Below are 20,631 nucleotides of genomic sequence, written 5' to 3' on the forward strand. Positions count from 1 at the left end.
GGATTAGAGATGGCTGGAGCAGTTACCGCGCATTTGTCTCAGGAAGCGTCCAAACGGCCGAAACATATAACAGAATCGGCTGGCGTAAAATGGTTATTGATTAGCATTTCTCTTTTATTTCTCGGGCTTGCAGTTGTTATGCCACTAGTATCTGTATTTATTGAAGCTTTCAAGAAAGGCTTTGATGTATACAGGGCGGCGATTACCGATCCGGATGCCTTATCAGCCTTACGTTTAACGTTGTTTGTTGCTCTTATTGCAGTGCCGCTTAACGCGGTGTTTGGTATTGCAGCAGCATGGGCAATCAGCAAATTCCGTTTCAAAGGGAAGAACCTTCTAATTACATTAATCGATCTGCCATTTGCCGTATCACCTGTTATTTCAGGGATGATTTATATTTTGTTATTTGGTGCACAAGGCTTCTTTGGACCATGGCTCGACAAGCATGATATTCAAATCGTATTTGCGTTACCAGGTATTGTTCTAGCTACGGTTTTTGTTACTGTTCCGTTTGTTGCACGCGAATTGATTCCTCTTATGCAGGCACAAGGAGTACAGGAGGAAGAAGCGGCTGCAAGCCTAGGTGCAAAAGGCTGGCAAATCTTCTGGCGTATTACGCTGCCGAATATCAAATGGGGCTTGCTTTACGGCATAATTCTGAGTAATGCCCGTGCGATGGGGGAGTTTGGTGCTGTATCCGTTGTATCCGGTCATATCCGGGGAGAAACGAATACGCTGCCTCTTCATATTGAAATTCTTTATAACGAATATCAGTTTTCTGCATCCTTTGCAGTGGCATCCTTGCTCGTTATGCTGGCGGTTCTGACATTAATCGTCAAAGCCTTGTTCGAATGGAAAACCAATCAAAGATCATCACATGAAATGCTGGACTAATTTTTTTTGAAATTAATACCGAGTAAATCGGTTGATTATGGAGGGGTTAATAATGGCAAAACCTTTGGAAGTAGATCAAGTGTGGTTGGATCGTATTCTTGAACAAGTGAACGGATTGCAATATGGTTCTGTCAATATTACCGTACATGATGGACGCATCGTTCAGATTGATCGTACGGAGCGTACGCGTTATGATCAACCGCCGCATAAACAAGCTTCAACGGAGCAAAAGGCAGCAAACAGCGATCAGCTGCGTGCAGTTGCTCAATAATAATAAGATAAAAAAAAGCTCCGTATCGGAAATCCGATACGGAGCTTTTTTGTGTTAAGAGATGATGAATTTCACGATGACAGCTACAGCGAAGAGAACGGTCATAAAACCGAGCATACCGCCAAAGCCCATCATAACGTCCATCAAGTCGTGGCGCGGTTCTTCGTTCACATGTTCGCGCGGATCACGTACATTTTCCATATGATTACGCCTCCCTTGAAGACCATTCAGCTTTTAATAGTATACCCAACTTTACGAATAATTGTAAAGCAATTGATTGACAAATATAAGGCGAAACATGCGTTCGATATGTTAAAATAAAAGAATGCAAAAGCAGCCCCGAGCTTATGCTTTCGAAGTAAGAATCACCACAAACTAGCCAGAGTTCGGCCATTTGTGTGGTAGGAGGAACAATATGGATCAGCAACAACAGAATACAGCCATCAGCCGGGCAGAAGCAGAAGAGCTAATCCGCAACAAATTAGCGCTGCTGCCAGATCAGTCAGGCTGTTATTTAATGAAGAATGGGGAAGGCACCATTATCTATGTAGGTAAAGCAAAGGTGCTGAAGAATCGTGTTCGATCCTACTTCAATGGCAGTCATAATGGCAAGACACAACGCCTCGTATCCGAAATTCGGGATTTTGACTATATTATTACCTCAAGTAATATGGAAGCACTTATCTTGGAGTGTAACCTGATTAAGCAATATCATCCGCGGTATAATGTACTTCTTAAGGACGATAAGACTTTTCCATATATTAAGATCACGAATGAGACTCATCCGCGTCTTGAAGTTACTCGTCGAGTTGTGAAGGACAAGGGGAAGTATTTTGGTCCGTATCCCAATGCCTATGCTGCTCAACAAACGAAGAAGCTTCTTGACCGGCTGTATCCGCTGCGCAAATGTGGTACCTTGCCGGATAAAGTGTGCTTGTATTACCATATCGGCCAATGCATTGCCCCATGCGAATTCGAAGTGGAGCAAGGGCGATATGACTCAATGGTTCAGGAGATTACAAAATTCCTTAATGGCGGTCATGATGTGGTTAAGGCTGATCTTCAGCGCAAGATGGAAGCTGCGGCGGAAGAGCTGGACTTCGAGCGGGCTAAGGAATACCGAGATCAGATTATAAGTATTGATGCTGTGATTGAGAAGCAGAAGATTACGATGAACGATGCCCTCGATCGCGATATATTTGGCTATGCGGTGGAGAAAGGCTGGATGTGTGTTCAGATTCTGTATATGCGTCAAGGTAAAATGATTGAACGCCGCGGTACATCCTTCCCGTATTATGGGGAAGAATATGATGACTTCATGACGTTCGTCACACAGTATTACAGTGATAACCCGGCGCTGCCGAAGCAGATCTTGCTGCCCTTGCCGCTAGGGGATGAGGAAAGTACCGATGAATCTGCCAATGTTCCGGACGAGTTCGCAACAATGCTGCATAACTGGCTGAAGGTGAAGGTATTATTGCCGCAACGTGGACGGAAAAGCGAAGCTGTTACCATGGCCATTGACAATGCGAAGATTGCACTGGCTGATAAATTTCGCCTTATTGAACGGGATGAGGAGAGAAGTATTCGGGCATCAGAAAAACTGGCAGAGTGGCTTGGCCTGTCTGATGTACGGCGAATTGAAGCCTTCGATAACTCGAATATCCAAGGTACAAATCCGGTCTCGGCGATGGTTGTCTTTACTGACGGCAAGCCGGACAAGAAAGAATACCGTAAATATAAAGTGAAGACTGTAGTTGGGGCAGACGATTACGAGACTATGCGTGAAGTTGTCCGTCGTCGTTATGAGCGAGTACTTAAAGATCAGCTGACTCCTCCAGACTTGATTGTGGTCGACGGAGGGAAGGGGCAAATATCAGCGGCTCTTGATATCTTGCAAAATGAGCTCGGACTAGATATTCCGGTATGTGGTCTAGTTAAGGATGCGAAGCATAAGACGGCTCAGCTAATGACCGGCGATCCGCCAGAAGTGGTGCCTTTGCCGCGGGACAGCCAGGAGTTTTATCTGCTCCAGCGGATTCAAGATGAGGTTCACCGATTCGCGATCTCCTTCCACCGTGAACAACGTGGAAAATCGATGATCGCTTCCAAGCTGGATTCGATTCCAGGCATTGGAGAGAAGCGGCGCAAGCTTTTGCTTAAGCATTTTGGTTCAATCAAGAAAATTAAGGAAGCTACGATTGAAGACTTCAAACTGCTATCAATTGGTGAAAAGCTTGCTTCACAAATACTCGAGGCTTTAAATGAGAGCGACAAAGAAAAGGAAATGTAGGGCAACCTCATTTCTTTTTACAAGATTAGCAGAAAAGGAAATGTAGGGTGACCTGCATTTCCTTTTATTTACTTATTTTCCTTTGCCCCCGGATTTGCTGTTACCGCCTTTATCGCCAGCGGATTTACCACCTTCAGCTTTATCTGCTCCAGCTTTTTTGCCCCCGGATTTGCTGTTACCGCCTTTACCGCCAGCGGATTTACCACCTTCAGCTTTATCTGCTCCAGCTTTTTTGCCCCCGGATTTGCTGTTGCCGCCTTTACCACCAGCGGATTTACCACCTTCAGCTTTATCTGCTCCAGCTTTTTTGCCCCCGGATTTGCTGTTACCGCCTTTACCACCAGCGGATTTACTACCTTCAGCTTTATCTGCACCGGCTTTATTGCCATTAGATTTACCTTTTCCGCCGCCGGATTTACCACCTTCAGCTTTATCTGCTCCGGCTTTTTTGCCCTCGGATTTACTGTTACCGCCTTTACCGCCAGCGGATTTACTTCCCTCAGCTCTATCTGCACCGGCTTTGTTACCTCCGGATTTGCTTCCACCAGATTTGTTACCGCCTTTTCCGCCTCCAGCTTTCTTAGCTGCAGCTTTGTTAGCGCCTGCACTTCTACCACCAGGGCTTTGATTGCCGCCAGGGCTTTGGTTGCCGGGGCTTTGGTTGCCGGGGCTTTGGTTGCCAGGGCTTTGGTTGCCGGGGCTTTGGTTGCCGGGGCTTTGGTTGCCGGGGCTTTGGTTGCCAGGGCTTTGGTTGCCAGGGCTTTGGTTGCCAGGACTTTGGTTGCCACCAGGACTTTGGTTGCCACCAGGGCTTTGATTACCACCTGAGCTTTGGTTATTAGGCAATTCTATCACTCCTCATGAACGTAATAATAGAGTATATGAAGGTTGCTAGAGTTACTCTTGTACAGGAGTGGACAAACGGACGAAATAGTCTCATGACCATCTCATTACAGAGCGATGCTTGTAATTTTATTAAGTGGAACATACACAATATAAGGTGTTTTGTAGCTTACTGCAGAGAATGTAGCATTTCCGCTTTGAAAGCCTGCCCATTTCACCTTATCAAGATCTTTTCCATTATCCAGCGTCACACGTTGGATAACTTGTCCGAGCGACAGCTTGCGAAGAATACTGTGCGCATGTTCAGAGTTGCTATTTCCGCTTGATTTGTCTCCTTGGTTGCTTGGAATTGCAGAGTTATCAGAGCAGCCAGAAGATTTGTGTTTGTTACCGCTTGATTTCTTCTTACCTGATGATCTATGTTTGCCGCCGCTTGATTTTTTGCCATATTATTGTTGTCAATCCTATCACCTCCATAATGGTTTTAATAGAGTATATTAAGGTGAATTGAATTGCTCTTGGACAAACGTTACCCTTTCTATTAAATAGGCTTTTTGAACAGCAAAAAGGGATGTATCACAGGAGGATACATCCCTTTTTATCGGTTATAACTTTCTGAGGTCAGGCTCGTAAGTACCGACGGTTATGCCAGTACTTAATCGTCCAGGCAACAATGATCGGCAGAACTGCATAGATGATGGCTGCTGTAATATTAACAGCTCCGCCAACACCAATGAGATCGAAGCCCATGAGTAGACTGTCTAATATAGCATGAGTGAAAACGGCTGTAATAAATCCGTATTTGAGGAAGATCAAACAAAATACGGTTCCTAAAATAACGAGCTCTACGATCCGGGTATAAAACGGGAAAATCGGGTAGCCAACATGGCCAAGCGCCCACATGGTTGTAGGAATAAGGGTGGCAATAAAGGTGTTTTTGAACCACTTCTTAAATAAGGCAATCCCGAACAACCGGAATATGGCTTCTTCGGAAATCGCCGCACACCAGGCCATCATCGGCATCAGCCACAGCATATTCGTATTATAAGGCGATTGAGTAGCATCACTTGTCGCCCATGATCCTGCAAGAAACTCCATGGCAATCATAATAATGGCCTGACAACCCAATATGACAGCGGCAAAAAGATAGGATAGTCCAACGCTGCGCCATACATGTTCTCCATAACCCCGCTCGCGGAAGCCTGGCCATAACGGACGTTTTTGGGACCGCCACATACCGTCACCGGCAACAAGGGCGAAATAGACAGCTAGACCTACTGGAATGAGCAGGACGACAGTAATGATGATAGTTGCATTCATCTCTGAGTCTGAGCGGATTTGCTCGCCTAAGGATGCCATAATGCCGTCCAGCACGTTCAGATTGTTATAAATGTAGAACACGATGAACACAAGGCTGATAAAAACGCCTCGTTTAAATGTGGTGTGCCGGCGGTACAGAATCGCATAAATAATAGAAAGAACCAGTGAGATAAAGCACATGTACGCCAGACTGACGACGGATAAAATGCTGCCAATGTCTTTCTGACCATCTACATACGTTATGTAGCTTGCAGGAGCCTGGAAAGCTGGCTTATATCTTGTAATAACCGCTTTATCATCAATCAATCCTACACCGATAACTAGCTCGAGCGTTGCATCTCCAAGCTTATATCCTGTTGGATGAAGAACAACATCACCGTCATCGTTAATGTACAGGCTCTTTAGTTCTTCTGAACGGAAGCCTTTGGTAATGGCAAAAGCCTTCGCAGCTGTCTGCATCAGCTTTCCATTATCAGTTGGAGCGGCACCCAGCCAATGCCAACCTGTAACACTGCCGCTTGTCATATGAACGTATACAATAGCTTTGCTGCCATCTTCGAGATCAAGATTAACCTGAAAGGTATCCGTCGGGAACTTGGCGTCATACTTGTCCTCATACGTCTTAAGTAAGTCCTCTTTGGAAAAATAACCATTTGCCAAACTATCGGTCTGATAAATCGTATGGGACGAAACAGCAGCTTCATGAAATTGCTTTTTTACGAAGGCTTCTGCAGTCTGGGCTGCTTCACTTTTAGAAATGACCTTGGGGGTTGAACTGGAGAACAGCTGGTCGCCCGCAATTGGGCCAATCTGTGTAAAGATAAAAATAATTGCACCTGCAACAGCAGCCCACAGGAAACGTCTCCATTCATGGGGAGCGATGGAAGGGATCATACATTACCTCCATTTCGGATTCAAACGATGCTTATCTATTGTAACCATATCATTATTAGCCTGAATTATCCAATAGATGCGAAAGGAGAGGATGCTAACGGTAAGCTGTGAAATAAGGACTTGCAGCCAGCAAGTGACCATTTGCTCCATGTGATTGACCGTTTTTGGACGAATACCGCTCAATTATCGCCTAAGCCCATTTTGATCGCATCTGTCATTTGGGCGTATAATCGATAACGTCATATTAATTGAATAGCAACAGCCGAATTTCGTCATGAAAACGGGGGAACCATAACGCTGCCCGGAGCAATCCGTCAGCATGGGGTGAATTTTAAGCATTTCGCTTGAATAGGGCTGCCTTTCCAGGCCCGAATCCGTCAGCTAACCTCGTAGGCTGGGTGGAACAGGACTCATATCGCATTGGGGGTTCCCGTGCTTTTTTTTATGCCCAATTTTAGATATGTCCTATATGAAGGAGTGAAACATGACCCGTTATTTCAACATATTGAAATGGCCGCCGCCTCGAATTCTTGTTTTTGGCTTTGCCGCCATTATTGTGATAGGTGCTTTTCTGCTCACGATGCCGTTTGCCTCAAGTGACGGATCTAGACTACCTTTCATTGATGCACTGTTTACAGCAACCTCGGCGACATGTGTTACCGGCTTAGTAGTGGTAGATACAGGTACATACTTCTCTACCTTTGGGAAAGTGATTATACTTTCCTTGATCCAGGTCGGCGGACTTGGTTTTATGACGATGGCCACGCTTATTGCGCTTGCAATTCGCAAGCGGATATCGCTTAAGGAACGGTTGATCTTGCAGGAAGCGATGAATCAGACAAGCATGGAAGGCATTGTTAGATTAATCCGCAGGGTCATTATTTATTCTCTAACAATTGAGCTGGTCGGCGCCATTTTGTTCGCTATTCGCTTTGCCTTCGATATGCCGTTTGGCAAGGCCGTATGGTTTGGCTTTTTCCATGCCATTTCATTCTTTAATAATGCAGGCTTTGATATATTCGGCAACTTCCGCAGTTTGACGATGTATGCAAGTGATCCGCTCGTTAATTTGGTGTCGATGCTGCTTATTATTTTGGGCGGACTTGGTTTTGTTGTTATGGCAGATTTACTGGAGTACCGTAAAAACAAACGGCTCTCCCTTCATAGTAAAGTTGTTTTATCTATGACTGGAACCCTAATTGCTGTCGGCGCTATCGTCATCTTCATTTTTGAATTTTCGAATAGCAAGACGCTTGGTTCATTGGATTGGGGAGGCAAAATTCTGGCGTCCTTCTTCCAATCGGTTACGCCAAGAACAGCAGGGGCCAATACCGTAGACTATACGCAGCTGCGGCAGGCTACAGTTTTCTTCACCATTATTCTGATGTTTATCGGTGCATCTCCTGGCTCAACCGGAGGCGGGATTAAGACGACTACCTTCACGACGATGATTGGTGCGGTTATTGCTATGATCCGAGGCCGGGAAGATATTGTGTTGTTTCATTACCGGCTTGGTAAGGACCGGATTTTTAAGGCACTGACGATTACAATGCTGTCGCTCACGCTGGTCATCTTTGTTACGATGCTACTGTCGACAACAGAAGATCAGCAGTTTCTGAAAATTTTATTTGAGACAACATCAGCCTTTGGCACGGTCGGCTTGACGGTCGGCATTACACCGGAGCTGACGGATTTCGGCAAAATTGTTATTGCATTAACCATGTTCGCAGGCAGACTTGGGCCGCTTACGCTTGCGTATGCGCTTGGACCAAAATCAGAGAAAGAGCTGTACCGGTATCCGGAAGGCAAAATTACGATTGGATAGGGGAATAGAGAGAAAGAATGAAAAACAATCAGTTTGTGATCGTAGGGCTTGGGCGATTTGGCTCCAGTCTCGGAAGAGAGCTTATCAAATTAGGGTATGAGGTGCTCGGTATCGACCGGGATGAGGAAGCTGTCCAAGAAATGAGCAATGTGCTGACTTATACGGTGTCGGCCGATTGCACGGATGAGGAAACTTTACGATCATTAGGCGTTCGTAATTTTGACTGCGGGGTTGTCGCGATTGGCGATGATATTCAGGCGAGTATTCTGACGACTATCTTACTGAAGGATCTTGGCGTGAAGCGGGTTGTAGCGAAAGCGATGAGTGAGCTGCATGGCCGCGTGCTGGAGAAAATCGGAGTGGACCGGGTGGTTTATCCCGAGCGGGACATGGGTATCCGGGTTGCGCATCAGCTTGTAAGTCCGAATCTGCTCGATTATATCGAGCTGTCGAAGGAATATACGATAGCAGAGCTTTCGGTTCCGAATTGCCTAAATAATAAATCTCTAAATGATTTGAATCTGCGTGCCAGATTCGGCTGCAGCATCGTTGCGATTAATAAGCCTACCGGTATTATAATAGCTCCTACAGCGACGGATGTTGTAACGGAAAAAGACGTGATGGTTGTCATCGGGACAAACGAGCAGATTGAACAGTTTGAAGAAACGATTATCAGGTGATGATAAGGACAGTGGGCGCAGTTAGCGTTCTCTGTCCTTTTTTTAATTCCGGCTGTCGCTGGTCGCTGGGGATGGGATGGACGGGGATGGATGGGGCGGGATGGCTCAGGTGGGACGGGGTATCTCTTACGGCCGCTGTTGTCCTTCCTTTGCTCTGAATTGGTTTACATAGGTGTAGCAAAGGAAGGACAAAGGCGAACGCTCCGCTCCTTCAGAGATACCCCCTTACCCACCGAGCCCCGCACCCAACCATCCCCATCCCTCCATCCCCCATGCGCGGGAATGTAAAGAAGGATAGTGAAGCGCTAAAAAGCGCATTCACTGTCCTCCCCTGCGGGGAAGAGAGAAGGAAGAACAAGACTAGAGCAAAACCAGATCACTGACCCAACTCAGCAATCCACCTGCGGACAGCAGGATGGAGATCGGAAGGGTCGTTGTGGATCAGGCAAGTTGTTCGCTTGGTTTCTTCCAGCTCACGGATAGGGACGACAATGAGTTCGTTGTCGGCTAACAGCTGCTTACGCATATAAGATTGTGGGAGCAAGGTGGCTGCACGGCAAGTATGAAGAAGACGGACAATTGCTTCGAAGGAATCAATCTCCATTCGGACATCAGGCTGGAGATGGTATTTGGCGAATACTTCGTCTGTCAGCCTGCGGTACCATGTTCCTTTGGAGAACAGAATCATCGGCAGTCCGTTCAAATCTTCAATTGTAAGCTCCTGACTGGTAATGGAGACACTAGTTGGGATGACGAGCAGCAGATGATCATCAAATAGCGGAACGCAGTGGAGCTGGGAATCCTCAATCATCGAGGCGATGATCGCGATATCTGCTTTATTGTCTCGGACTAGGCTAACGATCTCATGCGTTTTGCCGGTTACCGCTTTAATGTCAAATTCCGGATGGCTAGCGTTTAGTGTCTTTATGAAATCGGGTAATGTAGTCTGAAGGGTTGTAAGACTGGCACCAATGGTAATGGAAGTCCGTCCTGCAGCCGTATATTCGGAAACGGAATCCATATAGCGGCGATGCAGTCTGCGCAGGTTCACCGCATATTCGTAGGTCAACTGACCAACTCGTGTCAGTTCAAGGCGCTTGCCAACACGCTCGAACAGCTTGGCCCCAATCTCCTCCTCCAGCTTGGCAATTTTGCGGGATAAGGCTGGCTGGGACAAATTTAGAAGGGCTGCTGCTTTATTCATGCTGGAATGTTCAACAATGGCAGCGAACATATTGAATTCTTCGATCATAATCGTCACTCCAGTCGGCTTATGCTAAATTGTTATAATAAATTATAATAAATATGCAATTCCATTATAAGTCCAAAAGGAGTAGGATTAAAGAGGTAGCTTTAGCGGAAAGTCTTCACAATTGACGTGGAGTGAATCTTTTCACACCTGGTGTCGACTTTTGTTGACGGACGTAAGTACCGGGGGTAAAATGTAGAATGGTTTGTCAACAGTAAAATGTGATGGAGTACTGGAAAGGAGAAGTATTAATGAACGGAAATTCGTACTACTGGCGTAAGCTGCACTCTCTTCTAGGGGTGATTCCGCTCGGTGGGTTTATCATCGTGCATGCGCTGGCCAATTTTCAGGCTTATGAACGGGGGCCAGATGGCTTCGTTAGAGCCGTTAACTTTATTAACGGACTGCCTGTTGTAACGCTGCTTGAGATTTTCGGTATTTACCTGCCGATCTTGTTCCACGGTATTTATGGCCTCTACATGGCTTATCAGTCGAACCTCAACTCGAGTCGTTTCCAATATGGCCGCAACTGGGCGTTCACGATGCAGCGTATTACGGGGGTAATTACCTTCATCTTTATTTTCTGGCATGTGTTCGAAACCCGTGTGCAAGTAGCACTGGGCAATGTGACACATGAAGAGCTTGGCTCGACGATGCATGATATCGCAACCAGCCCTGCTTTGTTTATCTTGTATCTCATTGGTATTCTGGCTGCGGTATTCCACTTCAGCAATGGCCTTTGGGCATTCCTTGTTAGCTGGGGGATTACAGTATCGCCGAAGGCACAAAAAGTTTCGGCGAATATTTGCATGGTCATCTTTGTACTGGTATCTGCGCTGTTCATTCTGTCTCTTATCGCTTTCTCAGGTGACGAGTTCAAAGAAGCAGCAAGTGCCGCATTGGCATTGACCAATATCGGTTAGTAGTATTTAGACAAGGAGCGAAACGTAATGGCTAAAAATAAAATTATCGTCGTTGGTGGCGGTCTTGCCGGTCTTATGGCAACCGTAAAAGCGGCGGAAGCGGGCGTGCATGTCGATTTGTTCTCCGTCGTGCCGGTTAAACGTTCCCATTCCGTTTGCGCACAAGGCGGCATTAACGGCGCTGTTAATACAAAAGGTGAAGGCGACTCCCCTTGGGAGCACTTTGACGATACTGTCTATGGCGGCGACTTCCTCGCGAACCAGCCTCCGGTAAAAGCAATGTGTGAAGCTGCACCTGGCATTATTCACTTGATGGACCGTATGGGCGTAATGTTCAGCCGTACACCAGAGGGTCTGCTTGACTTCCGTCGTTTCGGCGGTACGCAATATCACCGTACAGCCTTTGCAGGTGCAACAACTGGCCAACAGCTGCTGTACGCACTGGACGAGCAAGTTCGCCGCTGGGAAGCAGCCGGTCTCGTAACGAAATACGAGCATTGGGAATTCCTTGGCGCTGTGTTGGATGACGAAGGCATCTGTCGTGGTGTTTCAGCACAAAGCCTGCGCTCGATGGAAGTACATACTTTCGTTGGCGACGCAGTTATTCTCGCATCCGGCGGTCCAGGTATCATCTTCGGTAAAACAACAAACTCCGTTATTAATACGGGTACTGCAGCAAGTGCGGCTTACCAGCAAGGCGTACATTACGCTAACGGCGAATTTATTCAAATTCATCCAACGGCTATTCCAGGCGACGATAAACTTCGTCTGATGTCTGAATCCGCACGTGGTGAAGGCGGCCGGATCTGGACTTATAAAGACGGTAAGCCTTGGTACTTCCTTGAGGAAAAATATCCGGCATACGGAAACCTGGTTCCACGTGACATCGCAACACGTGAGATCTTCAGCGTCTGCGTTGATGACAAGCTTGGTATCAACGGCGAGAACATGGTATACCTTGACCTGTCGCATAAAGATCCTAAGGAGCTTGATGTTAAGCTCGGCGGCATCATCGAAATTTACGAGAAATTCATGGGTGACGACCCGCGTAAAATTCCGATGAAGATCTTCCCGGCAGTTCACTATTCGATGGGTGGCATGTGGGTTGACTACAACCAAATGACGAACATTCCAGGTCTGTTCGCAGCTGGCGAATGTGACTACAATTACCATGGTGCGAACCGTCTTGGTGCGAACTCGCTCTTGTCTGCTATCTTTGGTGGTATGGTTGCAGGACCAAAAGCAGTCGAGTACATTAATGGCCTTAAGAAGTCTTCTGAGGATGTTGCTTCTTCGGTATTTGATAGTGAGAAAAAACGTCAAACTGAAAAATACAACAAGATCCTAAGCATGAACGGTACGGAAAATGCATATGTCCTTCACAAAGAGCTTGGTGAATGGATGACGAACAACATGACCGTAGTTCGTTTCAATGATAAGCTGAAGCTAACGATCGACAAGATCAAAGAGCTGAAGCAGCGTTACCAGAACATCAACATTAACGATACGGCGCAATGGAACAACTCGAGCGTTGCCTTCACACGTCAGCTGTGGAACATGCTTGAACTGTCCGAAGCGATGACACTTGGTGCTTTGCTCCGTGACGAAAGCCGCGGCGCGCATTACAAGCCAGACTTCCCGGATCGTAATGACGAAGACTTCCTGAAAACAACGAAAGCAACTTGGACGCCAGAAGGTCCACAAATTTCGTACGAGGAAGTTGATACTTCGCTTATCAAACCGCGTAAACGCGACTATACAGCCAACAAGAAGAAAGGAGAATAACAATGGCTCAAACGACAGCAACAAAAACCGTAAAGTTCGTTATTACCCGTCAAGATGGACCAGACTCCCAGCCGTATACAGAAGAGTTTGAGATCCCTTACCGCGCTAACATGAATGTTATCAGCGGCCTGATGGAGATACAACGTAATCCGAAAAAATCGGACGGCGGCAACACGGCTCCTGTATGTTGGGAATCGAACTGTCTTGAGGAAGTATGTGGTGCCTGCTCAATGGTTATCAACGGCAAGCCTCGCCAAGCGTGCAGCGCGCTGATCGATCAGCTCGAGCAGCCAGTACGCCTTGAGCCTATGCGTACATTCCCTGTCGTACGTGACCTTGTTATTAACCGCGAGCGCATGTTCAACGCGCTCAAACGGGTTAAAGCATGGATTCCAATCGACGGAACGTACGATCTGGGTCCTGGACCACGTCTCGCCGAGTCGAAACGTCAATGGGCTTACGAATTGTCCAAATGTATGACTTGCGGCGTTTGTATGGAAGCTTGCCCGAACGTTAATGACCGGAACAGCTTTATCGGTCCGCAAGCGATCTCCCAAGTGCGCTTGTTTAACGTTCACCCTACTGGTGAAATGAACAAGGCTGAACGTCTGGAAACGCTGATGGAAGACGGCGGTATCGAGGGCTGCGGTAACTCGCAAAACTGCGTGCGTTCTTGCCCGAAAGGTATTCCGCTTACGACTTCGATCGCAGCAATCAACCGTGATACAACCAAACATCTGTTCAAAAAATGGCTTGGTTAAGAATAATGCCCTCCGAATAGCGGAGGGCTTTTTCTTACCCTTCATTTGATAATGATAACTATTATCAATATAGTAAAATAGTTGCCGAGGAATGTCAACCAAAGCAAAAAAAGCTGTGCCAGACAGGGTAGTGATAATCCTGTCTTGGCACAGCTTTTTTTGAGTAGTTCCTTACATCCAGTGCTCGCCCCAGTTTTGTATCGATTCGATAACAGGCTGGAGCTCGCGGCCCTTCGGTGTTAGTTCATATTCGATTCGAACAGGCATTTCGGGATAGACCGTTCGTTTGATGATATTCTGACTTTCTAATTCCTTCATCCGATCCGTTAACATCTTGTCACTCATCTCAGGAATCTGCTCTTTGATTTCCTTGAACCGTTTAGGTCCACCAAGCATGACCCGAATGATAAGCCCTGTCCATTTCTTACCTAAAATGTCGGCCGCAGCTTCATACTTTGGGCACATAGTTGAATAATCCAACGCGATCACCCCTTTTTCTACCCTCATTGTAGCATATGTTCTATGGAAAAGTAAGTTCGTTAAAATAGCCAAATTTGGGTATTAACTATTTTATTTATATTCACTTGACTAAAGTAAGTAACATACATTATGATAAGTGCATCGAAGCTCTATAAAAGAGAAGAATAGATAAAGGGAGAGAGTTAAAATGATGGATACAGGATTATTGATTATACGGGTAGTTATTGGTTTTTTGATGATAGGTCATGGTGCACAGAAGCTGTTTGGCTGGTTTGGCGGATACGGGCTTAAAGGTACCGGCGGATGGATGGAATCATTAGGTCTTAAACCAGGTGTCCTGATGGCAGCAGGTGCAGGTCTGACAGAGGTTGTTGGAGGCTTGTTGTTCGGAGCCGGATTGTGGATCGAAGTTGGAGCGGCTTTACTAATCATCCCAATGATTATAGCAATTGTGAAGGTACATGGCGCGAATGGTCTCTGGGTTACACAGAATGGTTATGAATATAATCTGGTATTGATCGCAGTTGCTCTTGGAGTAGCCTTTGTTGGCGCAGGTGATATCTCGATTGATGCTTTACTGAAATAATCGATAAGACAAAGCACCGCAGGTTCTGCAATCAGCAGACTCCGGCGGTGCTTTTGTGTTATAAACAATTAGATCCGAATAATGATTAGTCCGGCAATGGTCAAGAGAAATGCCGCCCATTGGGCACGGTTGAGCCTCTCTTTATAGATAAGTATAGAACCTGCTGCAACAACAAGGCTGTTCGTCGCAAAGATGGGTGCAGCCAGGTTGGCGGGGCCAGTTGCTAACGCGACCGCATACAGCTGGAGTCCGCCATATGAGAACAAGCCTGCGAGCAAGCCAAGCTTTAAGCCGGTCCGGACTGCTGCGCGGTCTGTAGCTTTTCTAACTGGAAAGGCGAACCATATAAGGGACAGGGCATACCCGATAAAAAGAATTGGTGCACTGGATAAGCCGAGCTCCTCTGTGATCTTCAATCCTCCATTACGGAAGGTGAAAAAAAGAACAGCTGCTATAACATATAGGTACCATCGGGATTGTATCGCTGTAGATTGTGATTGTTTTTTGTAGGAGATTAAGACAACGGCAACAAGCAACAGCAAGATGCCCAGTGATTCTGTTGCACGTAAAGATTCTCCATAATAAAGGGTGCCTAGTGCTATAACAAGCACAATATTCATATTTGTTAAGGGGGAAGTTAAGCTCGCAGGGCCATAGTCCAAAGCCTTCATGAACAAAGCGTTGCCGAGGGCAGAGCCTGCTCCAATGATAATCCCCGCGATCCATACCCGATAATCATTTAATTCATGTATAGTTCCTTCAATTGCTGCATGGATGCCAAAACCAGCTGTCCCGGACACATAAAGCCCGAACAGCATAACCGATACATGTCCCCGGCGCATTTGGCTTACTTTCATCCACCAGCCTGCCAGTCCAAACAGCACGGCGCTGCCGACTGCAGTTGCAAGCCACATTGATGTCATCTCCTGCCCAAATTTGTTACACAAATGAAATAGTTCTGTTACGGTACAAACATATTATTAGGCTATTATAATAAACAAGACCCCCTTTTAATATATCAATTTTGGACCTGTGATCGCACAGGTCCACTTTTTTTGTCGCATAATAAAAAAGCTTCGCCTTGGCGAGGTTTGTTATTTCCTAAAATATAAAGTAAAAGCTTCGCCTCGGCGAAGCTTTTACTTTATATTTTACAACGGAACAATAATTTGCTGGCGTTTGCGGTAGAAGACCCACTGGGAGAAGCCAATTTCCTTCAGACGTTTGCGTACAAGCTCGAATTCATCGCCAACTCGGCTTGGTTTGTGGGCATCCGATCCAAAAGTGACGTTAACCCCAAAATGAAGAGCTCTCTCCAAAATTGCATCGGAAGGATACCATCCACCTACATCTTTGGTGCTGCCTGAAGTATTGATCTCAATAGCGATATCATGCTTCGCAATTACACGTAACGTATCATCAATCGCTTCATCAGCAGGAATATCAGAGAAAGCAGGGAAGTAGCCTTTCATTGCATCAATATGTCCTAATATATCGAACATTCCGCTGCGGGCGGACTGCTGAATAAGATCATAATACGATACTTTCTCCACAATTTTCTTCTCCTCGGATAAGCCCTTCCAGCGGTTACGGTTAAAGATGCTGACACCGCTTACCTGATGGACTGAACCAATCAAATAATCGAAAGGTACATCCTTGTAAGCTGAGCGGTAGGTCTCAGCGTGCTTTGGGAAGAAATCCGATTCCATGCCAAGCAGTACTTCAATACGGCCTTTATACTTTTCCTTCAGTCGAAGGACTTCATCAACATAGCTGGAGAAATCGCTGCGAGCCATGGCAATTCCGGGAAAAGGCTGATCTTGCTCGCTTCCGAAATAGGGCGAATGGTCAGAGATGCCAATTACTTGAAGGTCGGCATCAAGTGCAGCAATAATATAATCTTCGATCGTGCCGTTTGCGTGACCGCAACGTTCGTGATGGGTATGCAAATCGAATTTCATAATCAGTTCCTCCTAAAAGAATTGCTACCAAGATGGCCAAAGTTTATGGCCGTTTGTAGTGATTCTTACTTCGTAAGCATGGACTTAAAGAATTGCTACCAAGATGGCCAAAGTTTTTGGCCGTTTGTAGTGATTCTTACTTCATAAGCATGGACTTAAAGAATTGCTACCAAGATGGCCAAAGTTTTTGGCCGTTTGTAGTGATTCTTACTTCGTAAGCATGAGCTTAAAGAATTGCTACCAAGATGGCCAAAGTTTTTGATTTTACTCGCTTCCAAGAAATGATTGCTCGGGCATTCCCTTCAAGTCACTTAAAAATTGCTGCATCGCAATATTTAAGTATCTGCCGGATTTGTAGACAACCGCTACCGGATGATAAGGTTCAAGCTCTGCAACTTTGATGATCTTGAGTGAACCTAACTTTAATTCGTTTGCAATGGACAGCTTGGATACGACAGCAACGCCGAGATTAATCTCAACCATCCGTTTGACTTCCTCACTGCTCGACAGTTCCATAATAATATTCGGCTGGATATTATTTTTCTTGAATATCTGATCCAGGAACCGGCGGCCTAACGTATCAGGTGCAAGCATGATGAAAGGCATATCCTTCAGCATATCTATGGTAGTATGCGTTACTTGGCTCAAAGGATGAGCTGGAGAAGCAACGAGGACAAACGAATCGTAATAAAGAATAGAGGAGTTCACATTCGGGTTCTTTTCAGCTATGTACGAAATACCGATGTCTACGGAGCCGTTCTCCACGCTGGCCATAACCTGAGAGGATGGCATCGTATGAATGGTTGTTTTGATCAGCGGGTACTGATCTTGGAAATAGGACAACACCCGGGGCAAAATCTGAATGGCCATCGATGAGGTTGTTCCTAATATAATATGGCCCTGAGGTGTCGCATTCAAGTCGGACAGCTTCTGCTTCAATTCCTCGACAACCGATAAAATCCGCTCTGCATGCTCCAGGAACACTTTTCCATGGTCGGTCAGGGTGACTGGCTGGTTGCGATCGATTAGAACCGTCTTGAATTCTTCCTCGAGCGTCTTAATTTGAGCTGAGACGGCTGGCTGAGTTAAATTCAGCAGCTCGCCGGCTTTGCGGAAGCTCATCGTTTTCGATATGGTGAGGAGCGTTTCAAGCTGGCTAATATTCAATTCAATTCCCCCTCGAACATGATCACTTAATATTATAAGGCAAATGGAGGATTACAGCAAAAAAGCAGCCAAGCTTCAAAAATTCTTAAAAGAGGAATAAACAGGGTACCGTCGAACTATTGCTGAAGTATAGCCATTATCATATGGGAGGCGTTTGTGCTGGATCAGAAAGCATTACGCGGATGGAAAATGTATGATTGGGCGAATTCAGCCTTCGCTACAACGATGATGGCGGCGGTGCTGCCCGTGTATTATTCCGATGTAGCGGGGATCCACCTTGTGGGCAACAGAGCTGAAACGTATTGGGGTTATACCCAAAGCATAGCGATGCTGATGGTTGCCATTTTGTCGCCGATTCTTGGCGCAATTGCAGATTATACGGGTTCCAAGCTGAGGTTTTTATCGATATTTATGATGACAGGCGTCTTGTCCTGCGTATTTATGGCGTTTGCAGGAGATGGTGATTGGCTGTTGGCCTCGATTCTCATGGTGATTGGCTCTATTGGTTACTCCGGGGGTAATACGTTCTATGATTCGATGCTGGCGGACGGCGTCCCACAAGGACAAAGGGATCGGGTGAGCGCTCAAGGCTATGCTTACGGTTATGCAGGTGGTGGATTGCTGCTGCTTGTAAACGTCATCATGATTCAAGGTTGGGAAATTATGGGGTTCCCGAGCAAAACTTTCGCTACTCAAATGGTCTTTATTACGGTTGGGATTTGGTGGCTGCTTTTCTCCATTCCGATTCTCCGCTGGGTGAAGGAGTCAAGGAAGGACCATGGACAGAGTGGGACGGGAGAAATCGTTCGTGTGGGCTTTGTCCGGATCAAACAGACATTTTCGATGTTGAAGAGGTACCCTGAACTGCTTAAATATATGTTGGCCTTTTGGTTTTTTAATGATGGAATTAATACGGTCATTGTCATGGCGACCATTTATGGTGCGGGTATAGGAATTGGGACTAGTGATTTAATTATTGCTTTGCTTATTACTCAGTTTGTTGGCTGGCCTTGTACGATCTTGTTCGGCAAGCTTGCAGGACGTTTTGGCTCCAAGAAGATGTTATATTACGCGTTGATGATCTATGTCGTAATTGTGGGGCTTGGCTTCTTTATGACAAGTGCCCTACATTTCTATGCGCTTGCCATTATGGTGGGCTTCGTACAGGGCGGAAGCCAATCGGTAGCTAGGTCCATTTATGCTGATCTAGTGCCGCTGACGCGATCGGGTGAGTTTTTCGGATTTTTATCCTTATCAAGCAAGTTTTCTTCCTTCGCGGGACCACTCATGTTCTCTGTTGTAGGTACAATCACCGGCTCTAGCCGGGTAGCCATTTTATCTTTAGTGGCCTTTTTCCTAATCGGTATTGCCCTATTGTGGAAGGTTAACCTGGAGAAGGGTGCGCGTGAAGCGGCAGAGGATCTGACAGCTTGAGCATGCTTCAGTTTGATCTCGTAAATGATATAATGAATGGAGATTTCATGAAGAAAGGTGTGAAAAGTTATGCCAAACATTTATAGCAATTTGACGGAGTTGATCGGCAATACACCATTGCTCGAGCTTACTCATTACAATAAGCGTCATGAGTCACTTGCGAAAGTTATTGCGAAGCTGGAGTATTTTAATCCGGCGGGCAGTGTTAAAGACCGAATCGGATTAGCTATGATTAAGGATGCCGAGGAAAAAGGGAAGCTCGTGGAAGGCTCCGTTATTATCGAGCCAACGAGCGGCAATACCGGTATTGCACTGGCTTTTGCAGCTGCAGCCTTAGGTTACCGCTTAATCATTATTTTGCCGGAGTCGTTCAGTATTGAACGACGGAAATTGCTTGAAGCGCTTGGCGCTGAGCTCGTTCTAACCCCTGCATCCGAAGGAATGTCAGGCGCGATCCGGAAAGCGGATGAGCTGGCAGCTAAAATTCCAAATGCCTACATACCGATGCAATTCAGCAATCCGGCGAATCCGGAAGTTCATAAACGGACAACGGCGGAAGAAATTTGGCGCGATACGGATGGTAAAGTCGATATTTTCGTTGCCGGCGTTGGCACTGGTGGTACAATCTCAGGCGTAGGCGAGAGACTGAAGGAGCTTAATCCAAACGTCAAGATTGTTGCAGTAGAGCCCTTTAACTCCCCTGTATTATCGGGTGGTGAAAGAGGCGTCCATCTGATTCAAGGCATCGGCGCCGGCTTTGTCCCAGATAACTATAACGCTGAAGTCGTTGACGAGATTATCAAGGTCAAGAACGAAGACGCCTACCGCACCTCCCGCCAATTGGCACGCAGCGAAGGCTTGCTGGTCGGGATCTCCTCCGGCGCCGCAGCATTCGCAGCAACGGAGCTGGCTAGCCGAGCAGAAAACAAGGACAAAAACATCGTCGTCCTTCTCCCCGACACAGGCGAACGTTACCTGTCAGCGAATTTGTACGACGAAGCTTAATTGCAGAAGGGGCCGTCTCAATCGTCTTATGAYGATTGAGACGGCCCCCTTATTTCATTCTTGGTTAAGTTGCAAATTACACACTTGAATGTTCTTCCGATCGCTTTTGCTTGGGGATTCCTAAGAAGAATTAAGCAGGTCGGAATCCCCAAGCAAAAGCGAACGCTACCGCTTCTACAGAATCATTCGAAATGCTCCGTTTGAATTAACCAGTTTAAAATACCTACCTGTATAACACAGGTAACAAATAAAATCAGGCT

General features: G+C 46.3%; 19 protein-coding genes and 1 riboswitch. Of the genes, 11 read left to right on the forward strand and 8 right to left on the reverse strand.

Annotated features, from left to right (window positions below; genetic code table 11):
• The first annotated feature begins 9 nt into the window (after nucleotides 1–9).
• Nucleotides 10–894, forward strand: coding sequence for a sulfate ABC transporter permease subunit CysW (gene cysW, locus AB4Y93_RS08670; protein WP_441890932.1), 885 nt, complete (start codon nucleotides 10–12; stop codon nucleotides 892–894).
• A gap of 52 nt (nucleotides 895–946) precedes the next feature.
• On the forward strand, nucleotides 947–1,165 hold the full coding sequence (locus tag AB4Y93_RS08675; protein ID WP_441890934.1) for a YezD family protein: 219 nt from the start codon (nucleotides 947–949) through the stop codon (nucleotides 1,163–1,165).
• 54 nt (nucleotides 1,166–1,219) lie between these two features.
• Here AB4Y93_RS08675 and AB4Y93_RS08680 read toward each other — a convergent pair whose 3' ends face one another.
• On the reverse strand, nucleotides 1,220–1,366 hold the full coding sequence (locus tag AB4Y93_RS08680; RefSeq protein ID WP_441890936.1) for a YqzM family protein: 147 nt from the start codon (nucleotides 1,364–1,366) through the stop codon (nucleotides 1,220–1,222).
• Nucleotides 1,367–1,580: 214 nt separating this feature from the next.
• On the opposite strand from AB4Y93_RS08680, the gene uvrC reads away from it, so the two are divergent.
• Nucleotides 1,581–3,458: an excinuclease ABC subunit UvrC gene (gene uvrC / locus AB4Y93_RS08685; RefSeq protein ID WP_441890938.1), complete on the forward strand. Its 1,878-nt coding sequence runs from the start codon at nucleotides 1,581–1,583 to the stop codon at nucleotides 3,456–3,458.
• A gap of 68 nt (nucleotides 3,459–3,526) precedes the next feature.
• On the opposite strand, the gene AB4Y93_RS08690 is transcribed toward uvrC, so the two are convergent.
• Entirely contained in the window at nucleotides 3,527–4,264 is a 738-nt protein-coding gene (locus AB4Y93_RS08690) for a hypothetical protein (protein ID WP_441890940.1), read from the reverse strand.
• 658 nt (nucleotides 4,265–4,922) lie between these two features.
• Nucleotides 4,923–6,515, reverse strand: a complete 1,593-nt coding sequence (locus tag AB4Y93_RS08695) for a CPBP family intramembrane glutamic endopeptidase (RefSeq protein WP_441890942.1) — start codon at nucleotides 6,513–6,515, stop codon at nucleotides 4,923–4,925.
• Nucleotides 6,516–6,765: 250 nt separating this feature from the next.
• A riboswitch (cyclic di-AMP (ydaO/yuaA leader) is annotated at nucleotides 6,766–6,926 on the forward strand.
• Between the two features lie 73 nt (nucleotides 6,927–6,999).
• On the opposite strand from AB4Y93_RS08695, the gene AB4Y93_RS08700 reads away from it, so the two are divergent.
• Both AB4Y93_RS08700 and AB4Y93_RS08705 read left to right on the forward strand, forming a co-directional pair.
• Nucleotides 7,000–8,340: a TrkH family potassium uptake protein gene (locus tag AB4Y93_RS08700; RefSeq protein ID WP_441890944.1), complete on the forward strand. Its 1,341-nt coding sequence runs from the start codon at nucleotides 7,000–7,002 to the stop codon at nucleotides 8,338–8,340.
• Between the two features lie 17 nt (nucleotides 8,341–8,357).
• On the forward strand, nucleotides 8,358–9,020 hold the full coding sequence (locus tag AB4Y93_RS08705) for a potassium channel family protein (RefSeq protein WP_167280458.1): 663 nt from the start codon (nucleotides 8,358–8,360) through the stop codon (nucleotides 9,018–9,020).
• A 376-nt stretch (nucleotides 9,021–9,396) separates the two neighbouring features.
• Here the strand turns inward: AB4Y93_RS08705 and AB4Y93_RS08710 are convergent, their stop codons facing one another.
• The gene (locus tag AB4Y93_RS08710; protein WP_441890946.1) at nucleotides 9,397–10,272 is read right to left on the reverse strand and encodes a LysR family transcriptional regulator; all 876 of its coding nucleotides are present in this window, start codon (nucleotides 10,270–10,272) and stop codon (nucleotides 9,397–9,399) included.
• Nucleotides 10,273–10,520: 248 nt separating this feature from the next.
• Between AB4Y93_RS08710 and AB4Y93_RS08715 the strand changes: the two genes are divergently transcribed.
• The 3 genes from AB4Y93_RS08715 to sdhB are packed head-to-tail and all read left to right on the forward strand — an operon-like array spanning nucleotide 10,521 to nucleotide 13,738.
• Complete coding sequence (locus AB4Y93_RS08715) at nucleotides 10,521–11,192, forward strand: succinate dehydrogenase cytochrome b558 subunit (RefSeq protein WP_441890948.1); 672 nt, start codon at nucleotides 10,521–10,523, stop codon at nucleotides 11,190–11,192.
• Between the two features lie 27 nt (nucleotides 11,193–11,219).
• Nucleotides 11,220–12,977 carry a succinate dehydrogenase flavoprotein subunit gene (gene sdhA, locus AB4Y93_RS08720; RefSeq protein ID WP_441890950.1) on the forward strand — a complete coding sequence of 586 codons (1,758 nt, stop codon included), beginning with the start codon at nucleotides 11,220–11,222 and terminating at the stop codon, nucleotides 12,975–12,977.
• A 2-nt stretch (nucleotides 12,978–12,979) separates the two neighbouring features.
• Nucleotides 12,980–13,738 (forward strand): succinate dehydrogenase iron-sulfur subunit, encoded by a 759-nt coding sequence (gene sdhB, locus AB4Y93_RS08725; protein ID WP_441890952.1) that lies wholly within the window; start codon nucleotides 12,980–12,982, stop codon nucleotides 13,736–13,738.
• Between the two features lie 171 nt (nucleotides 13,739–13,909).
• On the opposite strand, the gene AB4Y93_RS08730 is transcribed toward sdhB, so the two are convergent.
• Complete coding sequence (locus tag AB4Y93_RS08730; RefSeq protein ID WP_279590381.1) at nucleotides 13,910–14,218, reverse strand: winged helix-turn-helix transcriptional regulator; 309 nt, start codon at nucleotides 14,216–14,218, stop codon at nucleotides 13,910–13,912.
• Between the two features lie 187 nt (nucleotides 14,219–14,405).
• On the opposite strand from AB4Y93_RS08730, the gene AB4Y93_RS08735 reads away from it, so the two are divergent.
• Nucleotides 14,406–14,804, forward strand: a complete 399-nt coding sequence (locus AB4Y93_RS08735) for a DoxX family protein (RefSeq protein WP_441890954.1) — start codon at nucleotides 14,406–14,408, stop codon at nucleotides 14,802–14,804.
• A 68-nt stretch (nucleotides 14,805–14,872) separates the two neighbouring features.
• Here the strand turns inward: AB4Y93_RS08735 and AB4Y93_RS08740 are convergent, their stop codons facing one another.
• From AB4Y93_RS08740 to AB4Y93_RS08750, 3 genes are all read right to left on the reverse strand, one after another.
• Complete coding sequence (locus AB4Y93_RS08740) at nucleotides 14,873–15,718, reverse strand: EamA family transporter (protein ID WP_441890956.1); 846 nt, start codon at nucleotides 15,716–15,718, stop codon at nucleotides 14,873–14,875.
• 237 nt (nucleotides 15,719–15,955) lie between these two features.
• On the reverse strand, nucleotides 15,956–16,765 hold the full coding sequence (locus AB4Y93_RS08745) for a histidinol-phosphatase (RefSeq protein WP_441890958.1): 810 nt from the start codon (nucleotides 16,763–16,765) through the stop codon (nucleotides 15,956–15,958).
• A 264-nt stretch (nucleotides 16,766–17,029) separates the two neighbouring features.
• Complete coding sequence (locus tag AB4Y93_RS08750) at nucleotides 17,030–17,932, reverse strand: LysR family transcriptional regulator (RefSeq protein WP_441890960.1); 903 nt, start codon at nucleotides 17,930–17,932, stop codon at nucleotides 17,030–17,032.
• Between the two features lie 159 nt (nucleotides 17,933–18,091).
• Here AB4Y93_RS08750 and AB4Y93_RS08755 point away from each other — a divergent pair, with 159 nt between their 5' ends.
• On the forward strand, nucleotides 18,092–19,366 hold the full coding sequence (locus AB4Y93_RS08755; protein ID WP_441891608.1) for an MFS transporter: 1,275 nt from the start codon (nucleotides 18,092–18,094) through the stop codon (nucleotides 19,364–19,366).
• Between the two features lie 69 nt (nucleotides 19,367–19,435).
• On the forward strand, nucleotides 19,436–20,371 hold the full coding sequence (cysK, locus tag AB4Y93_RS08760; protein ID WP_441890962.1) for a cysteine synthase A: 936 nt from the start codon (nucleotides 19,436–19,438) through the stop codon (nucleotides 20,369–20,371).
• Nucleotides 20,372–20,631 lie beyond the last annotated feature (260 nt).

Source organism: Paenibacillus sp. YAF4_2, assembly GCF_052113225.1.
Lineage (GTDB): Bacteria > Bacillota > Bacilli > Paenibacillales > Paenibacillaceae > Pristimantibacillus.

Bases quoted from the DNA above. Each gene is read 5' to 3' on its own strand.
- cysW (WP_441890932.1), top strand. From the start codon at position 10: ATGGCTGGAGCAGTTACCGCGCATTTGTCTCAGGAAGCGTCCAAACGG.
- AB4Y93_RS08675 (WP_441890934.1), top strand. From the start codon at position 947: ATGGCAAAACCTTTGGAAGTAGATCAAGTGTGGTTGGATCGTATTCTT.
- AB4Y93_RS08680 (WP_441890936.1), bottom strand. From the start codon at position 1,366: ATGGAAAATGTACGTGATCCGCGCGAACATGTGAACGAAGAACCGCGC.
- uvrC (WP_441890938.1), top strand. From the start codon at position 1,581: ATGGATCAGCAACAACAGAATACAGCCATCAGCCGGGCAGAAGCAGAA.
- AB4Y93_RS08695 (WP_441890942.1), bottom strand. From the start codon at position 6,515: ATGATCCCTTCCATCGCTCCCCATGAATGGAGACGTTTCCTGTGGGCT.
- AB4Y93_RS08700 (WP_441890944.1), top strand. From the start codon at position 7,000: ATGACCCGTTATTTCAACATATTGAAATGGCCGCCGCCTCGAATTCTT.
- AB4Y93_RS08705 (WP_167280458.1), top strand. From the start codon at position 8,358: ATGAAAAACAATCAGTTTGTGATCGTAGGGCTTGGGCGATTTGGCTCC.
- AB4Y93_RS08710 (WP_441890946.1), bottom strand. From the start codon at position 10,272: ATGATCGAAGAATTCAATATGTTCGCTGCCATTGTTGAACATTCCAGC.
- AB4Y93_RS08715 (WP_441890948.1), top strand. From the start codon at position 10,521: ATGAACGGAAATTCGTACTACTGGCGTAAGCTGCACTCTCTTCTAGGG.
- sdhA (WP_441890950.1), top strand. From the start codon at position 11,220: ATGGCTAAAAATAAAATTATCGTCGTTGGTGGCGGTCTTGCCGGTCTT.
- sdhB (WP_441890952.1), top strand. From the start codon at position 12,980: ATGGCTCAAACGACAGCAACAAAAACCGTAAAGTTCGTTATTACCCGT.
- AB4Y93_RS08735 (WP_441890954.1), top strand. From the start codon at position 14,406: ATGATGGATACAGGATTATTGATTATACGGGTAGTTATTGGTTTTTTG.
- AB4Y93_RS08740 (WP_441890956.1), bottom strand. From the start codon at position 15,718: ATGTGGCTTGCAACTGCAGTCGGCAGCGCCGTGCTGTTTGGACTGGCA.
- AB4Y93_RS08745 (WP_441890958.1), bottom strand. From the start codon at position 16,765: ATGAAATTCGATTTGCATACCCATCACGAACGTTGCGGTCACGCAAAC.
- cysK (WP_441890962.1), top strand. From the start codon at position 19,436: ATGCCAAACATTTATAGCAATTTGACGGAGTTGATCGGCAATACACCA.